Source organism: Vibrio sp. 10N.286.48.F5, from assembly GCF_041469785.1.
GTDB classification, from domain to species: domain Bacteria; phylum Pseudomonadota; class Gammaproteobacteria; order Enterobacterales; family Vibrionaceae; genus Vibrio; species Vibrio crassostreae_C.
The window spans coordinates 1-22,765 of sequence record NZ_JBFRLG010000038.1 but is presented as its reverse complement, the minus strand read 5'-3'; the positions used below and the strand labels follow the sequence as shown (position 1 = coordinate 22,765).

Genomic DNA, 22,765 nt, shown 5'->3' with positions numbered 1-22,765 from the left:
GAATTGACTGTGCCGAATAACTACAAGTAGTTAAACGTATTGGTCACTCAGTTCATTGAAATCAATTTTGATTCCGAAGAATCTGTTTTATCTAACGATAAAACGTTTTGATATTCATCAACGAGTGCCCACACAGATTGATAGGTTTAAATTGTTAAAGAGCTTTGCTTATCGAAACTTTCTTTTTACAAAGAAACCCTTGAAAGCGGACGTGAATTCTAGCGATTTAATCTTAAGTGTCAAACACTTTTTAAAATTAATTTGTTTCGAACTTTCCGTCTTACTGATTACCGCTGAAGCCTTGTGGCGTCTGCCGTGTCAGTGAGGCGGCATTATAGAGATCATCGTAAACATGGCAACCCCTTTTTTGATAAAAATTCAAAAAAGTTGCTTAAGTGTCTACTTTTACGTCAAAAGCGTCTTTCACAGGTCAAAGCTCATACAATTACAGGCATATCACTTAAAATTTCGCGACTAAATCTTTCGAAAATACCTCTATATCTAGTTCAATACTCCATTTATCACTCAGCTCTACGATGTTATCTAGCGACTGCTGAACCGTTTTTATCGTCAACGTATTATTGTCTAGGTCGTATACCTGTTTTTGCGTAGTGTAATAGAAGTAAAGGATAGTCAGCGCGTCTCGGTCGCCTTGTTCCGCTTTTGGCTGAATGCGCTTGAGCTTACGATAGATTTGATTGTGGATTTGTTTCAGGTTCCAAACATAAAGCGCTTCTTTGAAATACTCATGCCCTTTCACTCGGCTTGCGATAAACGCATTCAAAGCGACAGATAAGATCACCCCAAATACGTTCAAATGAAAGTTCCCTGTCGATTCACCAGTAATTGAAGTCGCCGAGCCAAACAATTCGATCAGAATGGTGCCGAATACAATGGCAAACAATGCAAGTGACCCAACTAATGACACCAACAACAGGTTCATCTTCTTTCTATATTCTTCTTTATTAATCTTCTGTAACTTCACCGACAGCTTCCTTATGTAAGTCACTTTATAATTTTGCGCATACTATCTATGTAAACATTGGTTCGCTTCAACCCTTACCGTCTTGTAATGTGGTCATTCTCTATTTAATACTCAAAGTTCGCGGGTTGGTGCTAAGTGCAACTCCATTTGACTTCATTAATAGAAAAGAGTTACATACCGCCACAATTTTGGTTATTCATCAATTCATGTTGATAAAGGCCGTTTCGCTTTATCACATACTGACAAGGTACATTCCATGCGTTCATTCGTATTACGCGCTCGCGCAGCCCCTACAGAGAGCAAACTTATCTTAGAAGGTGTTGGGCAAGATACTCATACTGAGATTCTGGCTCATACTCTGATGAACACGATCTTCGTTGCTCAATCTCACCGTGAGAATGTCACCGTACACCTTGTATTAGAAAGTACTAAAGACTTTTCACGTACGATCACTTTCGATTCAAATGAGATCACCAACATTGGTGGCTTTCATGAATCGGCATTGTTATCAGCGGTAGTAAGAGCGGTTGATGCTTCTCAAGGTATGACCAAAGAGCAGACTCGTCAGGTTGAACCGGGAATCGTCGTTCGCACTATGAGCTTTGAAAAACTAGTCAAAGAACTGGCTGAAGACCACCAGCTATACATGATGGATAAGAAAGGTGACTTTATCCGTGATGCAGAGATTGCTGAAAACCCATGTTTCCTTCTTACTGATCACATCCCTATGCCGAAGAAAAGCTACAACAGCTTAAAGCGCTTAGGGACAGAAAAAATCAGCTTAGGCCCGAACATGCTGTTTGCTTCTCAGTGCGTTGTATTGATCAATAATGAGCTGGATATTCGCGGTTTCTAGCCTCCGGACTGATAAGCTAAACAAAAAAGAGCTCAACTATGTGAGCTCTTTTTTATTATCTATCTCTTTGTATCAATGGTGTTATCTCGAAATCAGACCTGATTAACCAAAGATGAAGCTGTATAGGAAGCCTGCACCCATCGCCATGCTTAGGATAACGAATAGGAATGCTGCAATCATTTGGTTATTGAAGATTGATTTAAGCAGGATAACTTCCGTCAAACTTGCACCTGCACTACCAATGATCAATGCCATTACTGAACCCAACGCCATACCTTTCTGTACTAGAGCTGCACTTAATGGGATTACCGCTTCAGCACGAATGTACAGTGGAATACCAATCACGGCAGCTACTGGAATCGCATACCACATACCTTCACCAGCGTACTGTGCAATTAGGTCTGTAGGAATGAAGCCGTAGATGAATGAACCAATCGCGATACCCATCATTAGGTAAGGGAAAACTTGTTTGAAGTCTTTCCAAGTTGAGAACCAAATTCTCATCCAACGACTAGGTTCTTTCTTCTCTACGATTTCAGCTGTTGCGCTTCCATCCGCTGAACAGCATGAAACCGTTACTTGTGGCTCTTCTTTTTTAGAATCGCAGCAAGATGTCTCTTTTGCCATTACTGGTGCAGGTTCGCCACATGCACTTGTACCACATGAAGATTCCGCTTTAACCGGTGCTGCTTTCTTAGGATCAGAATCACCACAGCTAGTGCCACAGCTTGAAGCTGAACCTGTTGATTCATACGCTTCAGGTTTTACGTAACGCTCAAAGCCAAGCTTCTCAAGTGCGTAACCAGCCACTACAGACACCGTCATTGCTACAAGGAAGTAGAACACAGCAACTTGCCAACCGAAGGTAATCACAAACAAACCAATGATCACTGGGTTCAATAGTGGGCTACCAAATAGGAACACCATCATTGGACCGAAACCCGCTCTTGCACGCAGCAATCCTTTTAAGAAAGGAATGGTCGAACATGAACAGAAAGGTGTAATTGCACCCAGTAGTGCTGCTACTACATAACCCTTACCATTACGTGAGCTCAGGATAGATTGAATCTTTTCTGGTGTAAGGAACTCTTGAAGAATCCCAACAATGTAGCTGATCGCTAAGAAAAGGATAATTAGCTCTACTGCTAAGAAAGCGAACATATCAAGTGCGTCTTTCAGCATTGTTAACATTTCATTGCTCATAATTAACTCCAAACTGGATTGAAGGTCGGGCTCTATGAGAAAAGTAACCAACCCTTAATTTCGAATATTCTCGAATTATAGAAATAAACAGCTCCAGAACAAGCATTATTTCGATAAAAATCGAAATGATTTTCGAAAACACAGTTTTTCAATAACTTACACAGACACCGTTTTTAAATTTGAATTCGACATACATTTCGACTAACATCGAAATTAAATCTTGAGGAGTTAATATGAACTTAGAAGTCGTTGCGAAAGCACTTAAAGAGTTGGGGCACCCTATTCGCCTAACCATTTATAAGAGTGTCGTTAAAGCTGGCTACCAAGGCATTGCAGTTGGCGGCCTACAAGAAGAGCTAGGCATTCCCGGTTCTACCTTGTCTCACCACATATCAAGCTTGGCGTCTGCGGGCCTAATCAGCCAAAGACGAGAAGGAAGAACTCTATTCTGCGTGGCGGAGTATGAGTGCCTAGAAGGTGTGATTGATTTCTTACAAGACGAATGTTGCGTAAATGAACAGTGCAACTAATGCACCTTTGAAGCTCGAACAAGTCTGGGCCGAGTATCAGCAAGCATTAAAGTCATTCCTGCATTCAAAGGTCAACAACTCTGCGGATGTAGACGACTTGCTCCAAGATATCTTGATTAAGACCTATCAGAACTTAGATAAGGTACAAGATGCTAGCAGTGTTAAGGCTTGGCTGTTCTAGTTAGCCAACAACACCATTATCGACTTCTACCGTAAGCATGCACGCCAACAACGTGATAGCCAAATTGATGCTGAAGATCTGTGGTTTACCGATTTAGACCACGACTCTGAATTTAAGCAGAAACTTTCATTGTGTATTGAACCTTTTATTCAGGCATTGCCAGAACAAAGTTCATCGCTACTGCTTGCGGTCGACATCAAAGGCCAAAGCCAAAAAGAGATCGCAGAAGCGCAGAACGTCAGCTATTCAACGGTTAAATCCCGCGTGCAAAAAAGCCGTGCTGATCTTAAGAACCTGTTTGAAGAGTGTTGTAACTTGTCCCTTGATCAACAAGGCAATGTGATTGATTGCGAGCTTAAGCCGAACGCCAGCTGCGGCAAGTGTTAATCGTTACATCGAATCCGTTATTTCAATAGAACAAAGCCAGCAATTAATGCTGGCTTTGTTGTTTTCATAATCTGCAAATCACTCTTTACTTAAGCAAATCTAGAGCTTGAGCGAACCGAACTATGCTGCTTCCGCTTTTACCACAGGTTGATAGCGCCCCGGTTTATGATTCATTGCTAGAATCAAGTTGGTGACTATCGCACCAAGCACAGACAGAAGAACCAATGACACATCAACAATGAACAGAGAAAGCACAACAATCGTGCAGTCTAATGCCATCTGAACCTTACCTGCTCGAATTCCAAAACGTTCTTGTAAGAACAACGCCAGAATGTTGAAGCCACCTAAGCTCATCTTGTGACGGAAAATCACCAGCATGCCGGTACCAATCAAGCCACCACCAAGTAAAGCTGCATACAATGCATGAATTTCGGCAATTTGAATCACGTGATACAAGTGATCCACGGCGAACGAAACAATCGAAACCGCGATAAACGTATTGATTGTGAAGCGCCAGCCCATACGAGCAACCGACAAAATATAGAAAGGTAAGTTAAGTGCGAAGAATACTTGGCCAAAGCTCAAATCTGTTACTTTGGTAATGAAGATCGCTAGACCAGCCGTGCCCCCGGTGAGCAAACCGACTTGGTTGAAAAAGATAACGCCGAGTGAAACCAATGCGCTACCTAAGATCAGTGCCAGTAAGTTTTCGCGAAGATTATGATCTTTATCCATGTGAATGACTCTCCCTGAATCTTTTAACATCGCGTTTCAGTAGTCTTGAAACGATTTATGCCCAAATTTACGATGTTTGACAGATAAGTCGAGTGAACGAGCAATGTTGCTTAGTGATTAGTTTGTATATTAGTTTTTACAGCTTTGTGAAACTTTATATTAAACAGCTAGTTATAAGCCTTAATTTAGACTTTCATTCTTAATTAGATACTTGTTTCTATTAACTAACGAGCTTCAAGTTTTCTTATTTATTGAGCGCGTTTTATACCAATTCCAATCAAGCGACAATCTATGCATAAAACGCATAGACTACATCACAAATGGTCATTTGATACATACCCGACTCATCACTATGATGCGCGACTTCTTACAACATTGAGCGCATGTCAACACCGTATGTTTTCACAATCTCTTTTTGCCCAACTTGCCAGAATGACGTTATTCCTCGTCATTAGTTTGGTTATTGTGCATCACAGTCAGCCATTGATTGATCTCTTGGCTCAGCATGCCGTAAGCAGTGGTTGCCACCAGCAGTCAGGGCATGATCATTCTGGACACGAACATCACCATGAGATGACTGACCAACACATGTCAGCGCAAGACCACTCACATCACCACCATTAATTTAAGAGTATTAGAATGAGCATTTTCCGTTTTCCTTTACTGGTATGGCTAGGGATAGGCACACTTATTATCAGTCTAGGGATCAGACAATCATTCGGCATTTTCATGATGCCAATTTCAGAGCATTTCGGCACGGGTCGAGAGTTTTTCAGCTTCTCTATTGCTCTACAAAACTTATTGTTCGGTGTGTTCCAACCTTTTGTTGGTATGGCCGCTGACAAATGGGGAGCAAGACGCATCATTATTGCTGGCGCATGTGCTTACGGTTTGGGTTTACTTCTTACCTCAATTTCTACCGAATCGAGCATGCTTTACGTTTCGTTAGGCGCACTGGTTGGTCTTGGCTTGAGTGCGACAAGTTACGTGATCGTGCTTGGCGCAGTAGCGAAAGTTGTACCAGCAGAGCACGCGGCTAAGGCGTTTGGCTTAACCACGGCTGCAGGTTCATTTGGTATGTTCGCGGTAATTCCGGGCGCACAATACATGCTGAATGAATTTGACTGGCAGAGTGCGATGCAAGTGTTTGGCGTACTGTGTTGTTTGATGATCTCTTTTGCGCTGTTCATGCGAGCGCCTAAAGCAGCCTCAAGCAAACAAGCGCAAGCTGAAGAGAACCAAACACTCAAAGAAGCGTTGTCTGAAGCGTTTGCTCACAAAGGTTACTGGTTGATTCACGCGGGCTTCTTCGTGTGCGGTTTCCACGTAATGTTTATCGCAACGCACTTACCGAGCTATTTAGCAGATAAAGACCTACCCGCGAGCAGCGCTGCGATGGCACTGGCTTACGTTGGCATCTTCAACATCTTTGGGTCTTACTTCTGGGGTGTAATGGGCGACAAGTTCAGCAAACGCCACGTAATGTCTGCACTGTACTTAGTGCGTACTGTGGTTATCGGTGCGTTTGTTACTCTGCCTGTGACTGAGTCAACCGCGGCTATCTTCGGTGCGGCAATTGGATTCTGTTGGTTGGGTACGGTTCCGCTAACGTCTGGTTTAGTTCGTCAGATCTTCGGTGCCCGTTACCTATCAACGTTGTACGGCTTGGTGTTCTTTACTCACCAAGTGGGTAGCTTCTTAGGCGCTTGGGTTGGTGGTCGTATTTACGATTACTACGGTTCTTACGAGCCAATCTGGTGGTCAACGGTAGTACTGGCATTTGCAGCAGCGCTTATCCATTTACCAATCAATGACAAACCCATTGAGCGACTGAAATTGGCAATGGCTTAACGTTTTATGCTGACTCCCCCACTAGCGTAAACAACAAGTCGTTCCAATAAAGCGAGTGAATATTGAAAGGAAGCATCCTGAGATACTCACTCGCTTTTTTATTGGTCGTTATAATAGAAATTATAACTAGCGAAACTGGCATAAAGCTCACTGAATAATAAGACTATTATTTTGGTTTTCATTTATAGTATCCACCCGCTCCTTTAAAACTAATCCGCAGGCTTATGGAATACATAGATCAGACTGTCCTTATCGCAATGGCACTTATTTTTGTCGGCTCATTTGTGCAAACCGCAATCGGCTTTGGTTTGGCCATTGTTGCAGCTCCACTGCTGTTTTTGGTCTCTCCTGATTATGTACCTGCACCTATCTGTTTAATCGGTCTGTTTATCTCGTTATTCAACGCTTTTAAACATCGAGCAAATATCTCTATTGGCGGATTAAAAATCGCATTGCTGGGCCGCATTCCGGGGTCACTGGCAGGTGGCGCTTTGTTAGTGATGGTTTCAACGAGCGTGTTATCACTATGGTTGGGCTTATTGGTGGTATTTGCCGTGATTGTTAGCCTACTGCCCTTTAGACTCGAACCAACCCCAACTAAGATGGGTATTGCAGGTTTCTTTTCTGGGTTCTTTGGCACCAGTTCGGGTATTGGTGGTCCTCCGATGGCACTACTACTGCAACACCAAGACGCTAATCAGCTTCGTGGCAACCTTTCTGCGTTTTTCGTGTTTAGTTCGATCATCTCGTTGATTGTTCAGATCCCAATTGGCTTCTTCACCATGCACCATTTGATCATCACCATCCCTTTGCTGCCTGCGGCTTGGTTAGGTTATAAAGTGGCATTGATGACGACACAAAGCATCCCTAAAGAGAAGATACGCATTGGTTCATTACTGCTATGTTCTATCAGTGGCTTTACGGCAATCTGGCAGGGTTTAGCTGGCTAGTTATTGGCGATAAAGACAAGAAGAAGAAAGACATCTTAAAAACCACAGATCAAACACCCAGTAGATAAAAGGACGCTCTATGACTTACGACGAATTCAACGCATTCTGCGAGTCACTGCCTGCAACCAGTTATGTGATGCAGTGGAATAACTCTCACGTTTGGAAAGTAGGTGGCAAGGTGTTTGCGATTGGTGGTTGGGGACCGAAAGATGAGCCTGCGTTTATCTTCAAGGCGTCCGATCAGAATTTCGACTTTCTCAAAGAAGAGCCGGGCTATAAACCCGCACCCTACTTCGCTTCTCGTGGCATGAAGTGGATTCAGCTTTTTGAGAGCACATCAGAAAGGGATGAGGAGCTGAGATACTACCTCACGGAGTCACACCGAATTGTCTCTTTAGGGCTAACCAAAAAGAAACAAGCAGAACTCGGGCTCAATCAGTAGCCAGAATCTCTGCTTGTTAAATATAGAATTATGCACTTCTTAAAAACTTAGGCAGCTCTTAAAACCTTAAGCCTCTCTTAAAAACTTGGGCAATAAAGGTTCTATCTTTTGCGTTGGAATCAGTGGCGCCAATAAATAAATTAAACCCGCAAAGGCGATAGACGCAGCTAGGTCTTCAGGTCGATGCATGCCAAGCCAAACACGGCTATAGGCGACACCACCAGCCCAAACCAACAAACCGCCGACTAGGTAAAAGCGTTTCGCCTCTATGAACAATCCACCAAAGAATGCCAAACACACACCGACGAAAATCATATGTCCAGATGGGAAAGAGTAGTCAGTTTCACCCAACCAGTGACGCGTTCGCCACTCGCTCACCTTATCTTGTACAGACTCAATCGCAGCATTCTTTTCAACCAATGGTAATTCGTAAAACACTTCCGGCATATCAACCACTTCCTGCGTCACCAAATACTCAGAATAAGGACGAGGGCTCTCAGTGGAATGCTTTAAGAAGGTTTTCGCTGCAAAGCTAAGCACCAACAACAAGCCGAGCTGCAGACAAAGACTGACTAACTTCGCTTTGGAAAACTTCATCGTGAACAATACTAAAGACAAAATCGCTAGTGTTACCAAGAACCCTTGATTGCCCGCAGAGTAAGTCACAAACGTTATGAAGGCGCCATAGAAAGGCAAAACAGCACTTCCAAGGTCGAAGTCAGATCCAAAGATCAAAAAGGGTATGAGGGAATAAAAACTTAGAACGAGCAGTAATAAGCCTTTGGATTTGTTAGAGAACAGAGAAGTCATGGCTAAGATCTTTTAGATAAAGTGGTCGGATGCTATCGCAGCTTAGCATCGTCAATATCAATTTTATGTCAAAACGGTCAGTAAGCCGTCATGGTGTAACAATAATCGATTAAAGGGCCTCTTAAGTATTGAGCTGATGAACTGTCACGCCATCACCAATAATCCAGACCATCCACTTGTGTACATATAGACATCAAAACCCACTAAACATAGCCTGCGCACCGCTATACACCACACGCTAAGGTCTGCCGATAAAGTGAACACTTACCGGATTATAAGGCCAGAATCTGAAAAACTTTGCTGTCAGTCCTTTAAATCCACTATCGAAAGGATTACCATCTGGTCTGCTTTCAAAGCAAAACAGATTATTAATTTTTATTCTCAGGGCGGGGCGAAATTCCCCACCGGCGGTATGTCCTTAGCAAAATCTAAAGATAAGCCCGCGAGCGCTCGATTCGTCGAGGTCAGCAGATCTGGTGAGATGCCAGAGCCGACGGTTATAGTCCGGATGAGAGAGAATGAAAACACACTCGTTTAAGTTGGAAAGGCGTACCTGCGTGAGTTGGGTTCGTACCTCCAACTTAGGCGGGTGCATTTCGTTTTGGATAAAACCATAATGAGCTAAAGTTGACTTGTAATGAGTAGGCTTTGTTGTGCTCGGTTGAGATCCCTCATACAGCCCTGATTCTGGTGATATTTTAGGAGTTTAACCATGAATCAGTCTTCACTACTTGCCGAATTTGGCGAACCAATCACTCGCGTTGAAAACGCACTGCAAGCTCTACGCGAAGGTCGTGGCGTACTTCTACTTGACGATGAAGATCGTGAGAACGAAGGCGACATCATCTACTCAGTAGAACACCTGACGAATGCTCAAATGGCGCTTATGATCCGCGAATGCAGCGGCATTGTGTGTCTGTGTCTAACTGACGAGCAAGCGAACCAACTTGAACTTCCACCTATGGTTGTTGATAACAACAGCGCAAACCAAACTGCGTTTACCGTCACTATCGAAGCGAAAGTTGGTGTAACAACAGGTGTTTCTGCCGCTGACCGTGTAACAACGATCAAGACAGCTGCAAATCCAACAGCTAAGCCTACTGACCTTGCTCGCCCTGGCCACGTATTCCCATTGCGTGCTCGTAAAGGTGGTGTACTTGCTCGTCGCGGCCACACAGAAGGTACAGTAGATCTTATGCAAATGGCTGGTCTTCAATCTGCCGGTGTACTTTGTGAAGTAACCAATCCGGATGGTACGATGGCAAAAGCGCCAGAGATCGTTGCTTTCGGTAAAATGCACAACATGCCAGTACTGACCATTGAAGATATGGTTATGTACCGCACTGAGTTCGACCTTAAGCTTGCATAACGTTTAGCCCTCAATGCTAAACACTTAGTCGTTAAGTCAACTACACTGCGAAGTGAACATTGAAAGGCCTCACTCTTACTGCTTTTAGAGTTAAAGCATATAGGGTGAGGCCTTTTTAATTTCCGTAGCTTGAAACGAGCCTGAAATGGATCGCCAAAGTGTCTCTACTTACCGAAACCTCCCCAACCTATCGTTAGAAAAGCGTAACCTCTCAAAAAATCCTGCAAAATATGAGAAACATTCACTCGAATGGTGAAGTCATGCACCATGATTGATCATCCATAATTTGAGAAAAATCATAAATCAATGAAATATAACACTTATTTATTTTGGCATGGTGTCTGCAATACCACTAAGTAGGTATACAAATATTAGGAGTTGAATATGTTTGTAGTTATTTCAGTGGGTTTATCCCTATTAGTACTTGCAGCCCTGTTTCATTTCTCAAGGAAGAGACAAACAGCGCTATCACACAGGTTTGAAACCTTAGTTCTGCTTAGAGAGTTATTGTTGTTATCACGCAAACACCGCGCGGCAACGCATTACGCTCTGGCGTATAAATTGTCTAGCGACTCGATTCGTAAAGTGAACGAGATTTACGACAACATACTTGAGGTATCTGAGCTGCTTCAATCCCATGTGTCGTTTGACAGCCGCCCTATGTATCGCATCTATCACCTCAAGCTCATCGCTATGCACAGCGACTGGCAAAACCGTAGCTTGGTGCGTAACCAATCGATTCATGGCAAAACAATTCGCCATAGCATGTTCTTGATGGATGAAGTAATGATCATCTGGCTAATTCAGTCTGAGCGTGAAGACATGAGCCGTGAGTACCACATGAATTGGCAACAGATCTTAGATTGCATGGAGATCCTGACCAAATTACGAATGTGTATCCCTGATATGGAGAAGCCTGAGGAGTATTTGAGATTCAAATTCTACGCCTCTCAGACACACAGAAAACTCAACCAGTTATCGATTATCTGCCCTCTTAGTAGTGGGTCACCGGTTTGTACGCGAGCGATGCATGCACTCTCAGAGATCGCATCAAGTAACGAAGCGACCCAACCGGCAGATAGCATGTACGAATTAACCAGTGATATCTCTAGCGTCGTGTCGCAAGTTTACGACCAAGTATTATCCGACATTACGAGAAGCTTGTATCAGCCTTTACCAGACGTAAACGAAAAGGTAATAAATACCCGATTATCCGTACATCATTACATGTAAAGACTTCGTGAGAGGAGAGCGTGCTGGAACTCTGAATTATTGAGTTCAAATCCGATATCACCATTGATATCGGATTTTTGTATTTATGAGCTTTTAAAATTCTATCGCTATGTATCATTGCCTATGAAGTTTCAAACATCGCCAGATTTGATATCGCTAGACCAAGCTTCTGCGGCAAAATCAATGAACTGACGAACAACCGGCAGCTGATAACTACGAGACAAATACACCGCCCACAGCACACTACTCGGTGAAACAAACTCATCCAATATTCGTATCAATTTGCCATTCGCAATCAGTGGGTTGGCTAAGTCACAAGGTAAACGAACTACCCCTTTCCCGTGCTGTGCGGCACGAGTTAGCACTCCAACATCATTAGCCTTGATAGTGCCAGACACCTCAACCGAATAGTGTTGATTGTCCTTAACAAAATCCCACTTAGAAACATTCAAGTGACGAAAACAATTGTGTTTTCGAAGCGCCTCGACCGTTTCAGGTTCACCATGTTTGTCCAAGTAGGCTTGCGAGGCACACACCACTGAATCAATAACCATTAGCTTTCGTGCAATCAAGCTATCGTCAGGTTGATCGGTATAACGAAGTGCAATATCGATCCTCTCATCCACCAGCTGAGTAAAGCGGTCTGAGGCAAACAGTTCGACCGTGATATTAGGGTGGCGCTCGGTGAACTGCTCGACCACATCCAACAACATATGCTGAGTTAACCCGATGGGGGCTGCAATTCGAATGGTTCCAGAAAGATCATCGGTTTGATTGAGTGACGTAATTTCTAACTCAGCGGTCTCATGGAGGATTTTCTCACAGCGCTGCAGAGCGATTTCCCCTGCCGCCGTCAAGCTCACCTTTCGAGTCGTCCTATGTAATAGCCTCTGCTTCAGCCACCCTTCTATCTCTTGAACATGACGTGAAACCTGCAACCGACTCATGCCCAAATGCTCAGCTGCTTGGGTGAAGCTGGCACAATTCGCAACTTCGACAAAGCTACGCATTGCCGTCAACCTATCCATCACACTCTCCTGAACTATTTCGCAGCTAATCGAACCTTATTAGATCACTATATAGATACAATCTACATCATTTTGCGATATTTATCGCAACCTAGTGAGCTATTAGACTGCAATGGCTGTCGAGAAACAGACTCAATAAATTAGATAATTGGAGAGACATTATGAAAATTGCAGTATTAGGTGCATCAGGTTGGATTGGTAGTCACATCGCTCAAGAAGCTCAATCTCGTGGTCACGAGGTCGTTGCTGTTGTAAGAGATGCAAGCCGCGTGGAAACCAAAGGCATTGAAGTTCGTTCATTTGATTTACAAGATGAAGCCGCAAGTCTAGCAAACGCACTATCCGGCGTTGATGCAGTCATTACTTCGATTGGCGGACGTGCTCTGGGTAATCACGACATCGTAAAAAACACTGCGACTAAATTGCTGGCAACATTACCGAGCATCGGTATCGATCGCCTACTTTGGGTTGGCGGAGCTGGCTCATTAGAAGTAGCGCCAAACGTACCGCTAGTGACTGTTCCTGACTTCCCTGCGGATTACAAAAATGAAGCGCTAGCACAGGGCGAAGCTCTTGAAGTGTTCAAGCAATCTAATAGCGAAGTTAACTGGACGTTCGTTAGCCCTGCCGCAGAAATATTCCCGGGCGAGAAACTATCGACCTACCGCACTGGTGGCGATCAACTGCTCACCGACGAGGATGGTAACAGCAAAATTTCAGTCAGCGATTACGCTATTGCGATGATTGATGAGCTCGAAGCTGGCAAGTTCCCGCGCCAACGTATTGGTGTTGCTTACTAATGCTCAAATGTGTATTAGGTAAGCTCAATAGGCACTAGAAAGCAGAAAGCCGCTGACTTTTAGTAAGCGGCTTTCTATTTTACTTATCGAGATAATCATCATATCAGTGGCAAATGACCTGTTTTCACTAGGATGATCGTCTCTTCTTCCACATAAGGGAAATGCTCGCTCATGTGAGGGCTACGCATCCAAGTATGTTTCGGGTACACGCCATGTTCATCTTTAAAGGTGCCCGACAACACAAAGATCTCTTCTCCACCAAAGTGACGGTGCGGCTGAAAACGTTCGCCAACCGGCCACTTCACTAAAGCGACATGCTCGTGCTCAAACTCATGTAATGGCATGACTTGTAACCCGCCAATACCAGGTAGCCATTCCGTTTCGAGCGTATTGACTCGAACTTGCGTTAAGTCTCTCGCATCAAACTGATTAAGCTTAACTAAGATCGTGCAGCCCTCTTTACTCGATGGGGAATGCGCGCTGCCTGGAGGATTACGGATATAAGTGCCAGCGGGGAAATCGCCAGTTTCATCTGAGAACACACCGTCTAATACGAAGATCTCTTCTCCTTGCGGATGTGGGTGTTCGGAGAATGAAGATTCAGGATCGTACTTCACAACACTGGTTGTGTGGCCCGATTCTTTCTCTTCTCTTTCAAGCGGCTTACGCCATACCCCTTTGGCAGGGCTCGCGATCCAATCTAATGCCTCGGTTTCTATAACCAGTCTCTTTGAAAAGTCCATATTGAACATAATGGCGACCTTACTCTTGTTATCGTTTTAATTATTATTGTTGTCTTTCTAGTTTCTATTCTACGCGAATACTCATCAAGGAGGCCATCTCGCTGCTATTTTGCCTACGCGACAGCCACCTAAAAAGAATCCTAATTAATTACGACCAGCAATCACACCGCCATCAACATCCCAGATTGCACCCGTTACCCAATCTGCACTGTCTGACAGTAAGAAAGAAATGCTATTAGCGATGTCTTTCGGCAAACCAACTCGACCAATAGGATGGAACGCGTTGAAACCTTCTAGCGCTTGATCCACTTCTTCCGGTTTGATGAAAGATTCGTAAATCGGCGTTTTAACCACAGCCGGAGACACCGCATTTACACGAATGTTATGTTCAGCCAGTTCCATTGCCATGTGTTGTGTTAATGCGTGCAGGCCAGCTTTAGCCATTGAATAAGCAGAAGATGGCGTCGCTTTGATTGCTTGCTTGCCCCACATAGAACCAACGTTAACCACACTGCCACCGCCATTCTTGATCATCAATTTACTTATCGCTTGAGTAATGAAGAAGGTTGCCTTATTAAGCTGCATGTATTGCTCGTAATCCGATTCTTGGTGCTCAATAAACGCTTTAGGGTTGAAGTAACCCGCCGCATTAACAAGGTAACCAATACCTTCATCTAACGACTCAAGGTGTTCGATAAGGCGAGACACACTCGCATCATCATAAAGGTTAGCTTGCCAACCAGAAGCATGGCCTAGTGATTGAAGTTCTGACACCGCTTTATCTAACTTAGTTGGGTTATTGCCGACAACCAACACATGGATGTTTTGAGCGACTAATTGCTTCGCTGTTTCAAAGCCCATACCGCTCGTGCCACCGATTACTACTGCAATACCATTTTTAGTGAAGTTCATTTTGTTATCTCCTAAGTCATGTGAACGTGGTAATCTTAGGCCTTGAACTAACACTATGAATAGTAAGTACAAATCGGTTAGGTAGGTACTTATTGGTACATCTTTATGAAAAATCAGGAAAACTTTTTTTCAAGAAAATCAGCACCAGAGCGCTCAGCTCGCATGGTAGAAACCATCTACGGCTGTAAATGGTCGCTAACGGTTTACCAATTACTGGCAAATGGCATTAATCGCCCTGGTGAAATGGTGCGCTCAGTCGAAGGGTTATCAACCAAGGTATTGAATGAATGCTTGAAGCGAAATGTGGAGTTTGGGATTTTGGATAAGCAAATGTTCAACGAACTACCACCAAGAGTTGAATACCAAGTGACGCCGTTCGGCGAGAAGTTCTTGTTGATTCTAGACCAGCTGGAAAACCTACAAAACGAAATCGACGAGATGTAAGTTTGAGCCAGTCCAACTATTGCCAAAAACAGCAGACAGAAAAAGGAAGGCAACAAGCAGCACTTAGCTCACTGGCATTTGCTCAAAGCGACCTTTTACAAAATCAATGAAGGTTCGAATTCGACTTGGTTGATAGCGGTCTCGATGGTAGATCGCTGAAAAGTCCACTTTCGGCACTATCCACTCATTAAACACCTGCTCCAATTGCCCATCATTGATCTCTTGCAAGCAATAGATGGTTGGTACACGAATAATTCCGTTGCCCGATTTCGCGCCCTGTACTAACACTCGCCCATTCTTACATTGCAGCCTACCCGTCACATGAACATCGACTGTTTTCTTGGTGTCATCCAAAGCTTGAAAGCTCCACTTACGCACAGACCCCGTTAAGCAGTCATGGTGAATGAGATCTTTAGGATGGTTTGGCTTTCCTTTGCGAGCAAAATATTCAGGGCTTGCGAGCGTTCCCATCTCGATGTCCAAAAGCTTTCTCGCGATAAAGCCCGCATCTTCAAGGCTTCCCATACGAAATGCGATATCGAACGCGTCTTCAATCAAGTCGACTCGGTTACTACTGAAATCAAGGCTGATGCTGATGTCTGGGTAGAGTTGCATGAACTCATTGACCAGATCCGCGATGATCACCTCGCCCAGATAACCGCCAACACAGTTTACTTTTATGTCGCCACGTACTTCTTCGACGTCATCCACAGCAGCAATCAAGGCTTGGTCTATATTATCTAAGGCTTGTTCACATCTCGCATACAGGTCTTGCCCCGCGTGCGTCAGCCTCAAGGTTCGAGTGGTGCGGATAAACAGTGTCACACCCATCTGCTTTTCTAGGCTGCTCACTTGGCGTGATACGTGGGAACGAGACACATCCAACTCCTCCGCCGCTTTGGTGAAATTACCTAAACGAGCGATCAGCACGAAAGAACGAATATCAGACAGGTTAATTTGATTGAGCATGGCCGCCAGCTTACTAGTGAGGTTATGAGATAGACACTTTTATTGTTGCACCACAGCAACAGTGTTTCAAGTAAAGCGCTATATATCAACAATTCTATTTTCCTTAATATACCTCCATCGCAACGAAGCAAGGCAACAAGCACTTGATTCGAATGCACTTAAACAACCCGTCGTAGCCACCCGACGCAATAAAAGTACAGAGGAAATAAAATGAAAAAACTAATCGTAATTACAGGTGCAAGCTCTGGTATTGGTGAAGCAATCGCTCGTCGTCTAAGCGATGAAGGTCACCCTCTGCTACTTCTAGCTCGTCGTGTTGACCGCCTTGAAGCGCTTAACCTACCAAACTCTCTATCTGTGAAAGTAGACGTAACAGACAAAGCATCTTTTGATGCAGCTATCGCACAAGGTGAAGAGAAGTTTGGTCCTGTAGATGCGCTTATCAACAACGCTGGCGCAATGCTTCTTGGTCAAATCGATACTCAAGACGCACAAGAGTGGAAGACAATGTTCGACGTGAACGTAATTGGTCTTCTAAACGGCATGCAATCTGTACTTGCTCCGATGATGGAACGCAACACGGGTACTATCATCAACATCAGCTCTATCGCGGGTAAGAAAACATTCCCAAGCCACGCAGCTTACTGTGGTACTAAATTCGCGGTACACGCTATTTCTGAGAACGTTCGTGAAGAAGTGGCGGCTTCAAATGTTCGTGTTACGACTATCGCACCAGGTGCTGTAGAGACTGAACTTCTGTCTCACACAACATCTCAAGAGATCAAAGACGGTTACGATTCTTGGAAAGAAGACATGGGCGGCGTATTGGCAGCTGACGACATTGCTCGCGCTGTATCATTCGCTTACCAACAACCACAGAACGTATGTATCCGTGAGATTGCTCTAGCACCAACTAAGCAACAGCCATAGGCCTTTGCTATCGCGACTAAATCAGCGATGAAATAAGCTATGAACTAAAAAAACGCCACGACTTAACAAGTCGTGGCGCTTTTGTTTTGATTCAATTTAATTGTTAGCAATAAGCGAGATTAGAACTCAACGCGGTAAACTGACGTGCTACCACTCACTTCATTGCCAACCGCAATAAAGTGGTTACCAGAACGAGTGAAATACTTAATTGACTCTGGACCTAGGTCACCCGCTTTCGAGTTGTAAGTATCGTTGTCGCAATCGCCGTCTTCATCAACCTTAGTGCACACTGATTGTGTGAAGTCTCGGTTGTTCAAGTAGCTGATGAAACTTGCGTTCTTAGGCTGTGTTACGTCGTAAACCATGATGCCACCTTGGCGCTCAAGGCCGATAAAGGCATAGTGCTTACCGTTGATCTCAGCCACTTCGATAGCTTCAGGTTCTACCCCTTTATCATCGCTGCGATCGTCACCACTTTGGTTGTTATCATTGGTGCTGTTGAAGTTTGCAGGATCTTGCTCAAGTACGATTCGAGCAAAATCATCGCCGCTATCAAACACTAGCTCGCCTGACTCATCCCAGATAGAGAACGAGCGGCTGCCGAATGCTTGAACCTTTTGGTCAGCAGCGAGTGTCCCTTGTGGCTTAATCACCTTAAGGCGAGCCAATTGATTATTGTCTTTCAATGCACCCGCTAATGGGTGGTTCGCATCAACGTCTAACTTCTTGCCACGCACTTCATCGACATAAGCGATACAAAAGTCTTTTTCTGTGGTGTAGTTTTCAGTGCCTTTATAGTCATCGCCATCCCACTCAAAGCCTTTGTCGTCACACACTTTTTGCGTCGTCTTGATGCCATACTCACGGCCATCACCTTCATTCGCAGTCACGATGTAAGTGTTGCCATCAACACTGTAACTGGTAATGCTATCTGGCATATAAAGGCCTTCTAACATTGCGTAGCTTTGTAGGTTACCGATGTTTTTGTCTTTATTTGACGCATCTAGCTTAGCATTATCCCAAGGTTTTCCGCCTAGTCCCAGAATCGCATCGACTTGTGCACTCGCCACGTCAATCGCTGCTAATGCATTGTTCTCTTGCAGGGCTACGTAGAGTTTTCCGTTATCAGCAAACGTTAGATATTCAGGTTCTAGATCTTGAGCAACCGTTGCATTCGGCGCCGAGATTCGAACCTTGTCAGTTAGCTCTGCATGGCGAGACTGCCCTTGGTTGAATGCCTTAAAATCAATTTGAGTGACTTTCGCTTGCAAAGGACCATTGGCTAAATCAACCAGAGTCACTGAGCCTTCAGGGTCAATGCTGTAATCCGCATTCGGCTCACCTTCATTTGCAGAGGCAATATAGCGACCATCTTTCGAGAAGCTCACCATGTCCGGCAATGCACCAGCCGTATAAGTAGTGATCAGCTCTAACGTGTCTGAACGATAAAGTGCAATGATGCCGTTTTGTTGCTTGTCGGCGTTTTCAATCGCGACAGCAACTAAGCCCTGATGAGTCGATACACTGTTCGCAGCACCGATAGTAATACCAGAAGCCGCAGCGGCTGATTGAAGGTCGATAGAGCCCTCTGAGGTTGGTGCGCTGTCAGCGTTCATCGACAACACATCGACTTTCTGTGCTTGAGCGTTAACCACATAAAGCTTGTCGGTACATGAATCGTAGCTGACGATTTCGGCTGCAGAAGTATCAAACGGGGCGTCGGCAATAGCACGACCAACCAGACTGATTCCGGTTACCTCAGCATCACTCGCGATTGGCTGTTGGATGGATTGGCATTGAAGGCTAAAAGCATTAAGTGACGTTTGAGAGGGTGTTGAAGTCGTTGATGGTGTTACCAACGTTGAAGTTGACTGAGAGCACCCAACCAGAGCAGAACTTACCGCGATAGGCAGTAATAGAGTCAGCTTATTAAATTTACGATTCATATATCCTCCATAATTAGAACCGCGATCATAAAGGGCTGTTATGACAGTTATCTTTCTCTTTTATTAACAATAAATGACGACAATAGGTTTCTTTTACTCATAACAACAATAAGTTGGAGTGAGCATTTCATTAACAAGCAAGCAAAAAAAAGCGCCCAAGCTGGCTGGTGCTTGAGCGACTTTAACAAACTGATTAAATGGCTTAGAAGTTGTAACCACCACCGATCATGAATACCCATGGGTCGATATCAACGTCAGTTTTGAATGTATCTGTCGCAGTCTTGTATGTTGCTGTTGTTCCGATATCTGCGTACCAAACCGATGCATTTAAGAACCAATCTTCATTGATCATGTAATCCATACCAATGTTTGCAGCTAGACCCCAAGAGTCATCTAAAGACACATCCGTAAGGCCTGCGTTTTTGCCGTTAGCATTCAAGCTTTCATCGAAAAATACCGTGTAGTTGATACCCGCACCTACATAAGGACGGAAGTCACTGTTCGCTTGACCGAAGTAGTACTGAACCATAAACGTTGGTGGAAGGTGCTTGGTGTCAGCAACTTTACCTAGGCCATTAACAGAAATACTGTGAGAGAAAGGGCTCGCCGCTAGTACTTCAAAACTGATGTTGTCAGTGAACATGTAGCCGAAAGTAAGGCCTAGTTGAGTATCTGAATCTACTGAAAACTCTAGGTCTGGATTGTTAAGCACTGCGCCGCTGCTGTCGTTTGGAGATACCGTTGCTGCACCTGCACGGATGATGAAATCACCTTCTTTATGAGCAAGAACGTTGGTTGACATAAGAGCCGCAATAACCGCAATACCACATACTGTTTTTTTCATTATAATTTCCTTTTGGGGGCTTAATCTTTGTTGGTGAATGAGTAATCATTTCTTATTTTGCGTGCAAGGTATCATAGAATAACCCTACTTTATTGATGGAAATCAATTTGTGAAAAGTTGTGATTATTTATGTAAATTTATATCGACCCGATCACTTTATCTCTTCATTTTATTGACAGTTTTGTAATGCAACTTTTCCGTGCGTCATTTTGTTAATCCAATCCCTTCACTTTGCTCAGCTCTCTTTGGATCAAAATAGAGCAAGCCAATATCTCGCACGCATCATTTTGGTGCAGCTCTACAAGAATCAATCTTGCCGCGTATAATATTCAATGAGTTACATTTGGCTTAGTGCTTGCAAGTCTATGTTCATAATCATAAATACATTGAGGTTCTGATCATGCAAGACACTCTAACAATCGTTCTGGCCGGCGGTGTTGGCTCTCGGCTTTCCCCTCTCACTGATAACCGTGCAAAACCTGCGGTACCCTTTGGTGGCAAATATCGAATCATCGATTTCACTCTCGCGAACTGCTTACATTCTGGGCTACGCCAAATTTTAGTGCTGACTCAGTACAAGTCTCACTCTTTGCAAAAACATTTGAGAGATGGTTGGTCGGTGCTTAACCCCGAGCTCGGCGAATACATCACCAATGTTCCCCCACAAATGCGAACCGGTGATAGCTGGTACAGCGGTACTGCCGATGCAATTTATCAAAACTTGTATCTGCTTTCTCGCAGTGAAGCCAAGCATGTGGTGGTGTTATCCGGTGACCATATCTATCGCATGGATTACGCGCCAATGCTCAAGCAGCACAAAAAGAACGAGGCCGACCTAACCGTGGCGTGCATGGAGGTTTCGATTGACGAAGCCAAAGAGTTTGGTGTGATGGAGATAGATGAATCTCTAGAGATCAATAACTTTACCGAGAAGCCGCGTTACCCTGCCTGTGTACCTGGTAGGCCGACTCGAAGCATGGCTTCAATGGGCATTTACGTCTTTGATAAAGAAGTGCTAACACAAGCGCTACTGGCGGACGCCGAAGATCCGAACTCAAGCCACGATTTTGGTAAAGACATTATTCCTAAGTTGGTGGGCAACAACAGTGTTTACGCATACAAGTTTGGGGATGAAGAAGGCCGAGTGACCCAAGATGCGTACTGGAGAGATGTTGGTACTATCGACTCTTATTACCAATCGAATATGGACCTGTTAAAGCCAGCTTCGCCTATCGATTTATATCAACCTGATTGGGCGATTCGTACTTACGAACCGCAGCTGCCACCCGCACGAACCATTGCTTCAGTTGAAGGTAATCAAGGAATATTCATCAACTCGATGATAGCGAATGGCGTTGTAATTGAAGGCGGCTCGGCGCAAAACTCAATCTTCTTCCCGAAAGTGAAAGTCAGCAATGCCGCGATTGTGATTGATAGTATTCTGTTTGAAGATGTTGAGATTGGAAAAAATTGCCACATACAAAACTGCATCATCGACAAGAACGTTAAGGTGCCTGACGGAACCCAGATCGGTCTTGATAGCCTTGCCGATGCGAAACGCTTCCACATATCAAAACAAGGCGTGATTGTGGTGCCCTCTTCTTACCAATTTGAAGAGTAACCTTTAACGTTGGAATAGCTTTTCTTTAAACGAAAAAAGGCAGCGAATTCGCTGCCTTCTTATTTACTCACACAGCTTCAGTTAAGCCTTAACTGTCCATGTATTCGATTAAACAGAAACCTTAGAAAGGCCCTAACTCAATCATTTGAGCAATCACAACAGAAACCAAAGCGCCTACCGACCAGAACAAGAACAGTGGTAAGAAGAAACGAACCCACTTGGTGTAAGGTACTTTTGCTATAGCCAATACCGCCAACAAGCCACCATTGGTTGGGTAAATATAGTTAGAAATACCATCACCCAATTGAGAAGCCAGTGCCGCCACTTGACGAGTCACTTCACCAATATCTGCCAACGGAATAATGATTGGCATGGTGATCACCGCTTGGCCACTGCCCGATGGAATGAACAGGTTGATCGCAGCCTGCGAGAAGTAGATCCCTGCTGCTGCCACAAGTTTAGAGCTACCAGAAATGATCTGTGCAAGATAGAAGATAATAGAATCAACAATCTTCGCGTCTTCCATAATGGTTAGCACTGAACGAGCAAAAAAGATGATCAGTACCGCGATCAATACGTCGCTAACACCTTTGGTCCAATACTCACAGATCTTGTTCGGAGATAAACCCGCCACCAAACCCGGAATAATAGCCATCGCCACGAATGCACCCGCAATCTCGGTGAAGCCGAACCCCATCGTCAACGTGCCGAAGATCATGTATGCGAATACGCCCAAGAACGCGATGCCCGCAAGCTTTTCACGTGTGGTCAGTGTTTTCGCTTCAACATTTGATTCATAGTGGTAACCCGTGCCGTGTAACAAGCCTTTGGTCGGATCTTGCTTAACTTTGCGCGCGTAGTTAAGCACATACCATGCACCCGTTAACAACATGAACATACCAACAATAAAGCGGTACCACATGCCTGAATACATAGGCAGTTCAGCGATAGTGTGTGCAATACCCGTAAAGAATGGGTTATACCAATCCGGAAAAT

Annotated in this window: 22 protein-coding genes, 2 pseudogenes and 1 riboswitch; of the genes and pseudogenes, 12 read left to right on the top strand and 12 right to left on the bottom strand. The window is 44.3% G+C overall.

What is annotated here, in order from left to right:
* Positions 1–460: 460 nt before the first annotated feature.
* The gene (locus tag AB4185_RS19015; RefSeq protein ID WP_372135764.1) at positions 461–985 is read right to left on the bottom strand and encodes a DUF3087 family protein; all 525 of its coding nucleotides are present in this window, start codon (positions 983–985) and stop codon (positions 461–463) included.
* Positions 986–1,241: 256 nt separating this feature from the next.
* Here AB4185_RS19015 and trmY point away from each other — a divergent pair, with 256 nt between their 5' ends.
* Entirely contained in the window at positions 1,242–1,841 is a 600-nt protein-coding gene (gene trmY / locus AB4185_RS19010) for a tRNA (pseudouridine(54)-N(1))-methyltransferase TrmY (protein WP_372135763.1), read from the top strand.
* A gap of 102 nt (positions 1,842–1,943) precedes the next feature.
* Here the strand turns inward: trmY and AB4185_RS19005 are convergent, their stop codons facing one another.
* On the bottom strand, positions 1,944–3,044 hold the full coding sequence (locus AB4185_RS19005; protein ID WP_171732845.1) for a permease: 1,101 nt from the start codon (positions 3,042–3,044) through the stop codon (positions 1,944–1,946).
* Between the two features lie 233 nt (positions 3,045–3,277).
* On the opposite strand from AB4185_RS19005, the gene AB4185_RS19000 reads away from it, so the two are divergent.
* Positions 3,278–3,574, top strand: a complete 297-nt coding sequence (locus AB4185_RS19000) for a helix-turn-helix transcriptional regulator (protein WP_004733042.1) — start codon at positions 3,278–3,280, stop codon at positions 3,572–3,574.
* Positions 3,558–4,142: pseudogene (sigZ, locus tag AB4185_RS18995) on the top strand (RNA polymerase sigma factor SigZ). Before AB4185_RS19000 ends, sigZ begins: the two are co-directional and overlap by 17 nt.
* 120 nt (positions 4,143–4,262) lie before the next feature.
* On the opposite strand, the gene AB4185_RS18990 reads toward sigZ, so the two are convergent.
* Together AB4185_RS18990 and AB4185_RS18985 are read right to left on the bottom strand one after the other, a co-directional pair.
* A complete protein-coding gene (locus tag AB4185_RS18990; RefSeq protein ID WP_017065874.1) occupies positions 4,263–4,877 on the bottom strand; it encodes a YitT family protein in 615 nt (204 codons plus the stop codon).
* Positions 4,878–5,337: 460 nt separating this feature from the next.
* Positions 5,338–5,487 (bottom strand): hypothetical protein, encoded by a 150-nt coding sequence (locus tag AB4185_RS18985; protein WP_372135762.1) that lies wholly within the window; start codon positions 5,485–5,487, stop codon positions 5,338–5,340.
* A 29-nt stretch (positions 5,488–5,516) separates the two neighbouring features.
* Here AB4185_RS18985 and AB4185_RS18980 point away from each other — a divergent pair, with 29 nt between their 5' ends.
* From AB4185_RS18980 to AB4185_RS18970, 3 genes are all read left to right on the top strand, one after another.
* Positions 5,517–6,728: an MFS transporter gene (locus tag AB4185_RS18980; RefSeq protein ID WP_372135761.1), complete on the top strand. Its 1,212-nt coding sequence runs from the start codon at positions 5,517–5,519 to the stop codon at positions 6,726–6,728.
* Between the two features lie 224 nt (positions 6,729–6,952).
* Positions 6,953–7,678, top strand: coding sequence for a sulfite exporter TauE/SafE family protein (locus AB4185_RS18975; protein ID WP_170926822.1), 726 nt, complete (start codon positions 6,953–6,955; stop codon positions 7,676–7,678).
* 79 nt (positions 7,679–7,757) lie between these two features.
* Positions 7,758–8,120: an MmcQ/YjbR family DNA-binding protein gene (locus AB4185_RS18970; RefSeq protein ID WP_050620040.1), complete on the top strand. Its 363-nt coding sequence runs from the start codon at positions 7,758–7,760 to the stop codon at positions 8,118–8,120.
* A 66-nt stretch (positions 8,121–8,186) separates the two neighbouring features.
* On the opposite strand, the gene AB4185_RS18965 is transcribed toward AB4185_RS18970, so the two are convergent.
* Complete coding sequence (locus tag AB4185_RS18965; RefSeq protein ID WP_372135760.1) at positions 8,187–8,930, bottom strand: phosphatase PAP2 family protein; 744 nt, start codon at positions 8,928–8,930, stop codon at positions 8,187–8,189.
* Positions 8,931–9,303: 373 nt separating this feature from the next.
* Positions 9,304–9,454, top strand: a riboswitch (FMN riboswitch).
* A gap of 188 nt (positions 9,455–9,642) precedes the next feature.
* Here AB4185_RS18965 and ribB point away from each other — a divergent pair.
* Both ribB and AB4185_RS18955 read left to right on the top strand, forming a co-directional pair.
* The gene (ribB, locus tag AB4185_RS18960) at positions 9,643–10,299 is read left to right on the top strand and encodes a 3,4-dihydroxy-2-butanone-4-phosphate synthase (protein ID WP_004733029.1); all 657 of its coding nucleotides are present in this window, start codon (positions 9,643–9,645) and stop codon (positions 10,297–10,299) included.
* A 384-nt stretch (positions 10,300–10,683) separates the two neighbouring features.
* Positions 10,684–11,532, top strand: coding sequence for a hypothetical protein (locus AB4185_RS18955; RefSeq protein ID WP_136982933.1), 849 nt, complete (start codon positions 10,684–10,686; stop codon positions 11,530–11,532).
* A gap of 131 nt (positions 11,533–11,663) precedes the next feature.
* Here AB4185_RS18955 and AB4185_RS18950 read toward each other — a convergent pair whose 3' ends face one another.
* Positions 11,664–12,560, bottom strand: coding sequence for a LysR family transcriptional regulator (locus AB4185_RS18950; RefSeq protein ID WP_102393461.1), 897 nt, complete (start codon positions 12,558–12,560; stop codon positions 11,664–11,666).
* Between the two features lie 161 nt (positions 12,561–12,721).
* Between AB4185_RS18950 and AB4185_RS18945 the strand changes: the two genes are divergently transcribed.
* Complete coding sequence (locus tag AB4185_RS18945) at positions 12,722–13,360, top strand: NAD(P)-dependent oxidoreductase (protein WP_136974127.1); 639 nt, start codon at positions 12,722–12,724, stop codon at positions 13,358–13,360.
* A gap of 98 nt (positions 13,361–13,458) precedes the next feature.
* Here AB4185_RS18945 and AB4185_RS18940 read toward each other — a convergent pair whose 3' ends face one another.
* Both AB4185_RS18940 and AB4185_RS18935 read right to left on the bottom strand, forming a co-directional pair.
* Positions 13,459–14,112 carry a cupin domain-containing protein gene (locus tag AB4185_RS18940; protein ID WP_372135759.1) on the bottom strand — a complete coding sequence of 218 codons (654 nt, stop codon included), beginning with the start codon at positions 14,110–14,112 and terminating at the stop codon, positions 13,459–13,461.
* A 135-nt stretch (positions 14,113–14,247) separates the two neighbouring features.
* The gene (locus AB4185_RS18935; protein WP_102285119.1) at positions 14,248–15,015 is read right to left on the bottom strand and encodes an SDR family NAD(P)-dependent oxidoreductase; all 768 of its coding nucleotides are present in this window, start codon (positions 15,013–15,015) and stop codon (positions 14,248–14,250) included.
* 105 nt (positions 15,016–15,120) lie between these two features.
* Here AB4185_RS18935 and AB4185_RS18930 point away from each other — a divergent pair, with 105 nt between their 5' ends.
* Positions 15,121–15,459: a helix-turn-helix domain-containing protein gene (locus AB4185_RS18930; protein ID WP_004733017.1), complete on the top strand. Its 339-nt coding sequence runs from the start codon at positions 15,121–15,123 to the stop codon at positions 15,457–15,459.
* Between the two features lie 63 nt (positions 15,460–15,522).
* Here AB4185_RS18930 and AB4185_RS18925 read toward each other — a convergent pair whose 3' ends face one another.
* Positions 15,523–16,428: a LysR family transcriptional regulator gene (locus tag AB4185_RS18925; RefSeq protein ID WP_136974130.1), complete on the bottom strand. Its 906-nt coding sequence runs from the start codon at positions 16,426–16,428 to the stop codon at positions 15,523–15,525.
* 210 nt (positions 16,429–16,638) lie between these two features.
* Between AB4185_RS18925 and AB4185_RS18920 the strand changes: the two genes are divergently transcribed.
* A complete protein-coding gene (locus AB4185_RS18920; RefSeq protein WP_004733012.1) occupies positions 16,639–17,358 on the top strand; it encodes an SDR family oxidoreductase in 720 nt (239 codons plus the stop codon).
* 119 nt (positions 17,359–17,477) lie between these two features.
* Here the strand turns inward: AB4185_RS18920 and AB4185_RS18915 are convergent, their stop codons facing one another.
* Positions 17,478–19,304, bottom strand: coding sequence for a choice-of-anchor I family protein (locus tag AB4185_RS18915; protein WP_372135758.1), 1,827 nt, complete (start codon positions 19,302–19,304; stop codon positions 17,478–17,480).
* A 202-nt stretch (positions 19,305–19,506) separates the two neighbouring features.
* Positions 19,507–20,148 (bottom strand): outer membrane protein OmpW, encoded by a 642-nt coding sequence (ompW, locus tag AB4185_RS18910; RefSeq protein WP_004733008.1) that lies wholly within the window; start codon positions 20,146–20,148, stop codon positions 19,507–19,509.
* A gap of 400 nt (positions 20,149–20,548) precedes the next feature.
* On the opposite strand from ompW, the gene glgC reads away from it, so the two are divergent.
* On the top strand, positions 20,549–21,769 hold the full coding sequence (gene glgC / locus AB4185_RS18905) for a glucose-1-phosphate adenylyltransferase (protein ID WP_372135757.1): 1,221 nt from the start codon (positions 20,549–20,551) through the stop codon (positions 21,767–21,769).
* A gap of 121 nt (positions 21,770–21,890) precedes the next feature.
* Here glgC and AB4185_RS18900 read toward each other — a convergent pair.
* Positions 21,891–22,765, bottom strand: a pseudogene (locus AB4185_RS18900) (YfcC family protein); the annotation flags it as partial.

Excerpts from the sequence above, each read along its gene's own strand:
- trmY (WP_372135763.1), top strand. The coding sequence starts at position 1,242 with ATGCGTTCATTCGTATTACGCGCTCGCGCAGCCCCTACAGAGAGCAAA.
- AB4185_RS19005 (WP_171732845.1), bottom strand. The coding sequence starts at position 3,044 with ATGAGCAATGAAATGTTAACAATGCTGAAAGACGCACTTGATATGTTC.
- AB4185_RS19000 (WP_004733042.1), top strand. The coding sequence starts at position 3,278 with ATGAACTTAGAAGTCGTTGCGAAAGCACTTAAAGAGTTGGGGCACCCT.
- AB4185_RS18990 (WP_017065874.1), bottom strand. The coding sequence starts at position 4,877 with ATGGATAAAGATCATAATCTTCGCGAAAACTTACTGGCACTGATCTTA.
- AB4185_RS18980 (WP_372135761.1), top strand. The coding sequence starts at position 5,517 with ATGAGCATTTTCCGTTTTCCTTTACTGGTATGGCTAGGGATAGGCACA.
- AB4185_RS18975 (WP_170926822.1), top strand. The coding sequence starts at position 6,953 with ATGGAATACATAGATCAGACTGTCCTTATCGCAATGGCACTTATTTTT.
- AB4185_RS18970 (WP_050620040.1), top strand. The coding sequence starts at position 7,758 with ATGACTTACGACGAATTCAACGCATTCTGCGAGTCACTGCCTGCAACC.
- AB4185_RS18965 (WP_372135760.1), bottom strand. The coding sequence starts at position 8,930 with ATGACTTCTCTGTTCTCTAACAAATCCAAAGGCTTATTACTGCTCGTT.
- ribB (WP_004733029.1), top strand. The coding sequence starts at position 9,643 with ATGAATCAGTCTTCACTACTTGCCGAATTTGGCGAACCAATCACTCGC.
- AB4185_RS18955 (WP_136982933.1), top strand. The coding sequence starts at position 10,684 with ATGTTTGTAGTTATTTCAGTGGGTTTATCCCTATTAGTACTTGCAGCC.
- AB4185_RS18950 (WP_102393461.1), bottom strand. The coding sequence starts at position 12,560 with ATGGATAGGTTGACGGCAATGCGTAGCTTTGTCGAAGTTGCGAATTGT.
- AB4185_RS18945 (WP_136974127.1), top strand. The coding sequence starts at position 12,722 with ATGAAAATTGCAGTATTAGGTGCATCAGGTTGGATTGGTAGTCACATC.
- AB4185_RS18940 (WP_372135759.1), bottom strand. The coding sequence starts at position 14,112 with ATGTTCAATATGGACTTTTCAAAGAGACTGGTTATAGAAACCGAGGCA.
- AB4185_RS18935 (WP_102285119.1), bottom strand. The coding sequence starts at position 15,015 with ATGAACTTCACTAAAAATGGTATTGCAGTAGTAATCGGTGGCACGAGC.
- AB4185_RS18930 (WP_004733017.1), top strand. The coding sequence starts at position 15,121 with ATGAAAAATCAGGAAAACTTTTTTTCAAGAAAATCAGCACCAGAGCGC.
- AB4185_RS18925 (WP_136974130.1), bottom strand. The coding sequence starts at position 16,428 with ATGCTCAATCAAATTAACCTGTCTGATATTCGTTCTTTCGTGCTGATC.
- AB4185_RS18920 (WP_004733012.1), top strand. The coding sequence starts at position 16,639 with ATGAAAAAACTAATCGTAATTACAGGTGCAAGCTCTGGTATTGGTGAA.
- AB4185_RS18915 (WP_372135758.1), bottom strand. The coding sequence starts at position 19,304 with ATGAATCGTAAATTTAATAAGCTGACTCTATTACTGCCTATCGCGGTA.
- ompW (WP_004733008.1), bottom strand. The coding sequence starts at position 20,148 with ATGAAAAAAACAGTATGTGGTATTGCGGTTATTGCGGCTCTTATGTCA.
- glgC (WP_372135757.1), top strand. The coding sequence starts at position 20,549 with ATGCAAGACACTCTAACAATCGTTCTGGCCGGCGGTGTTGGCTCTCGG.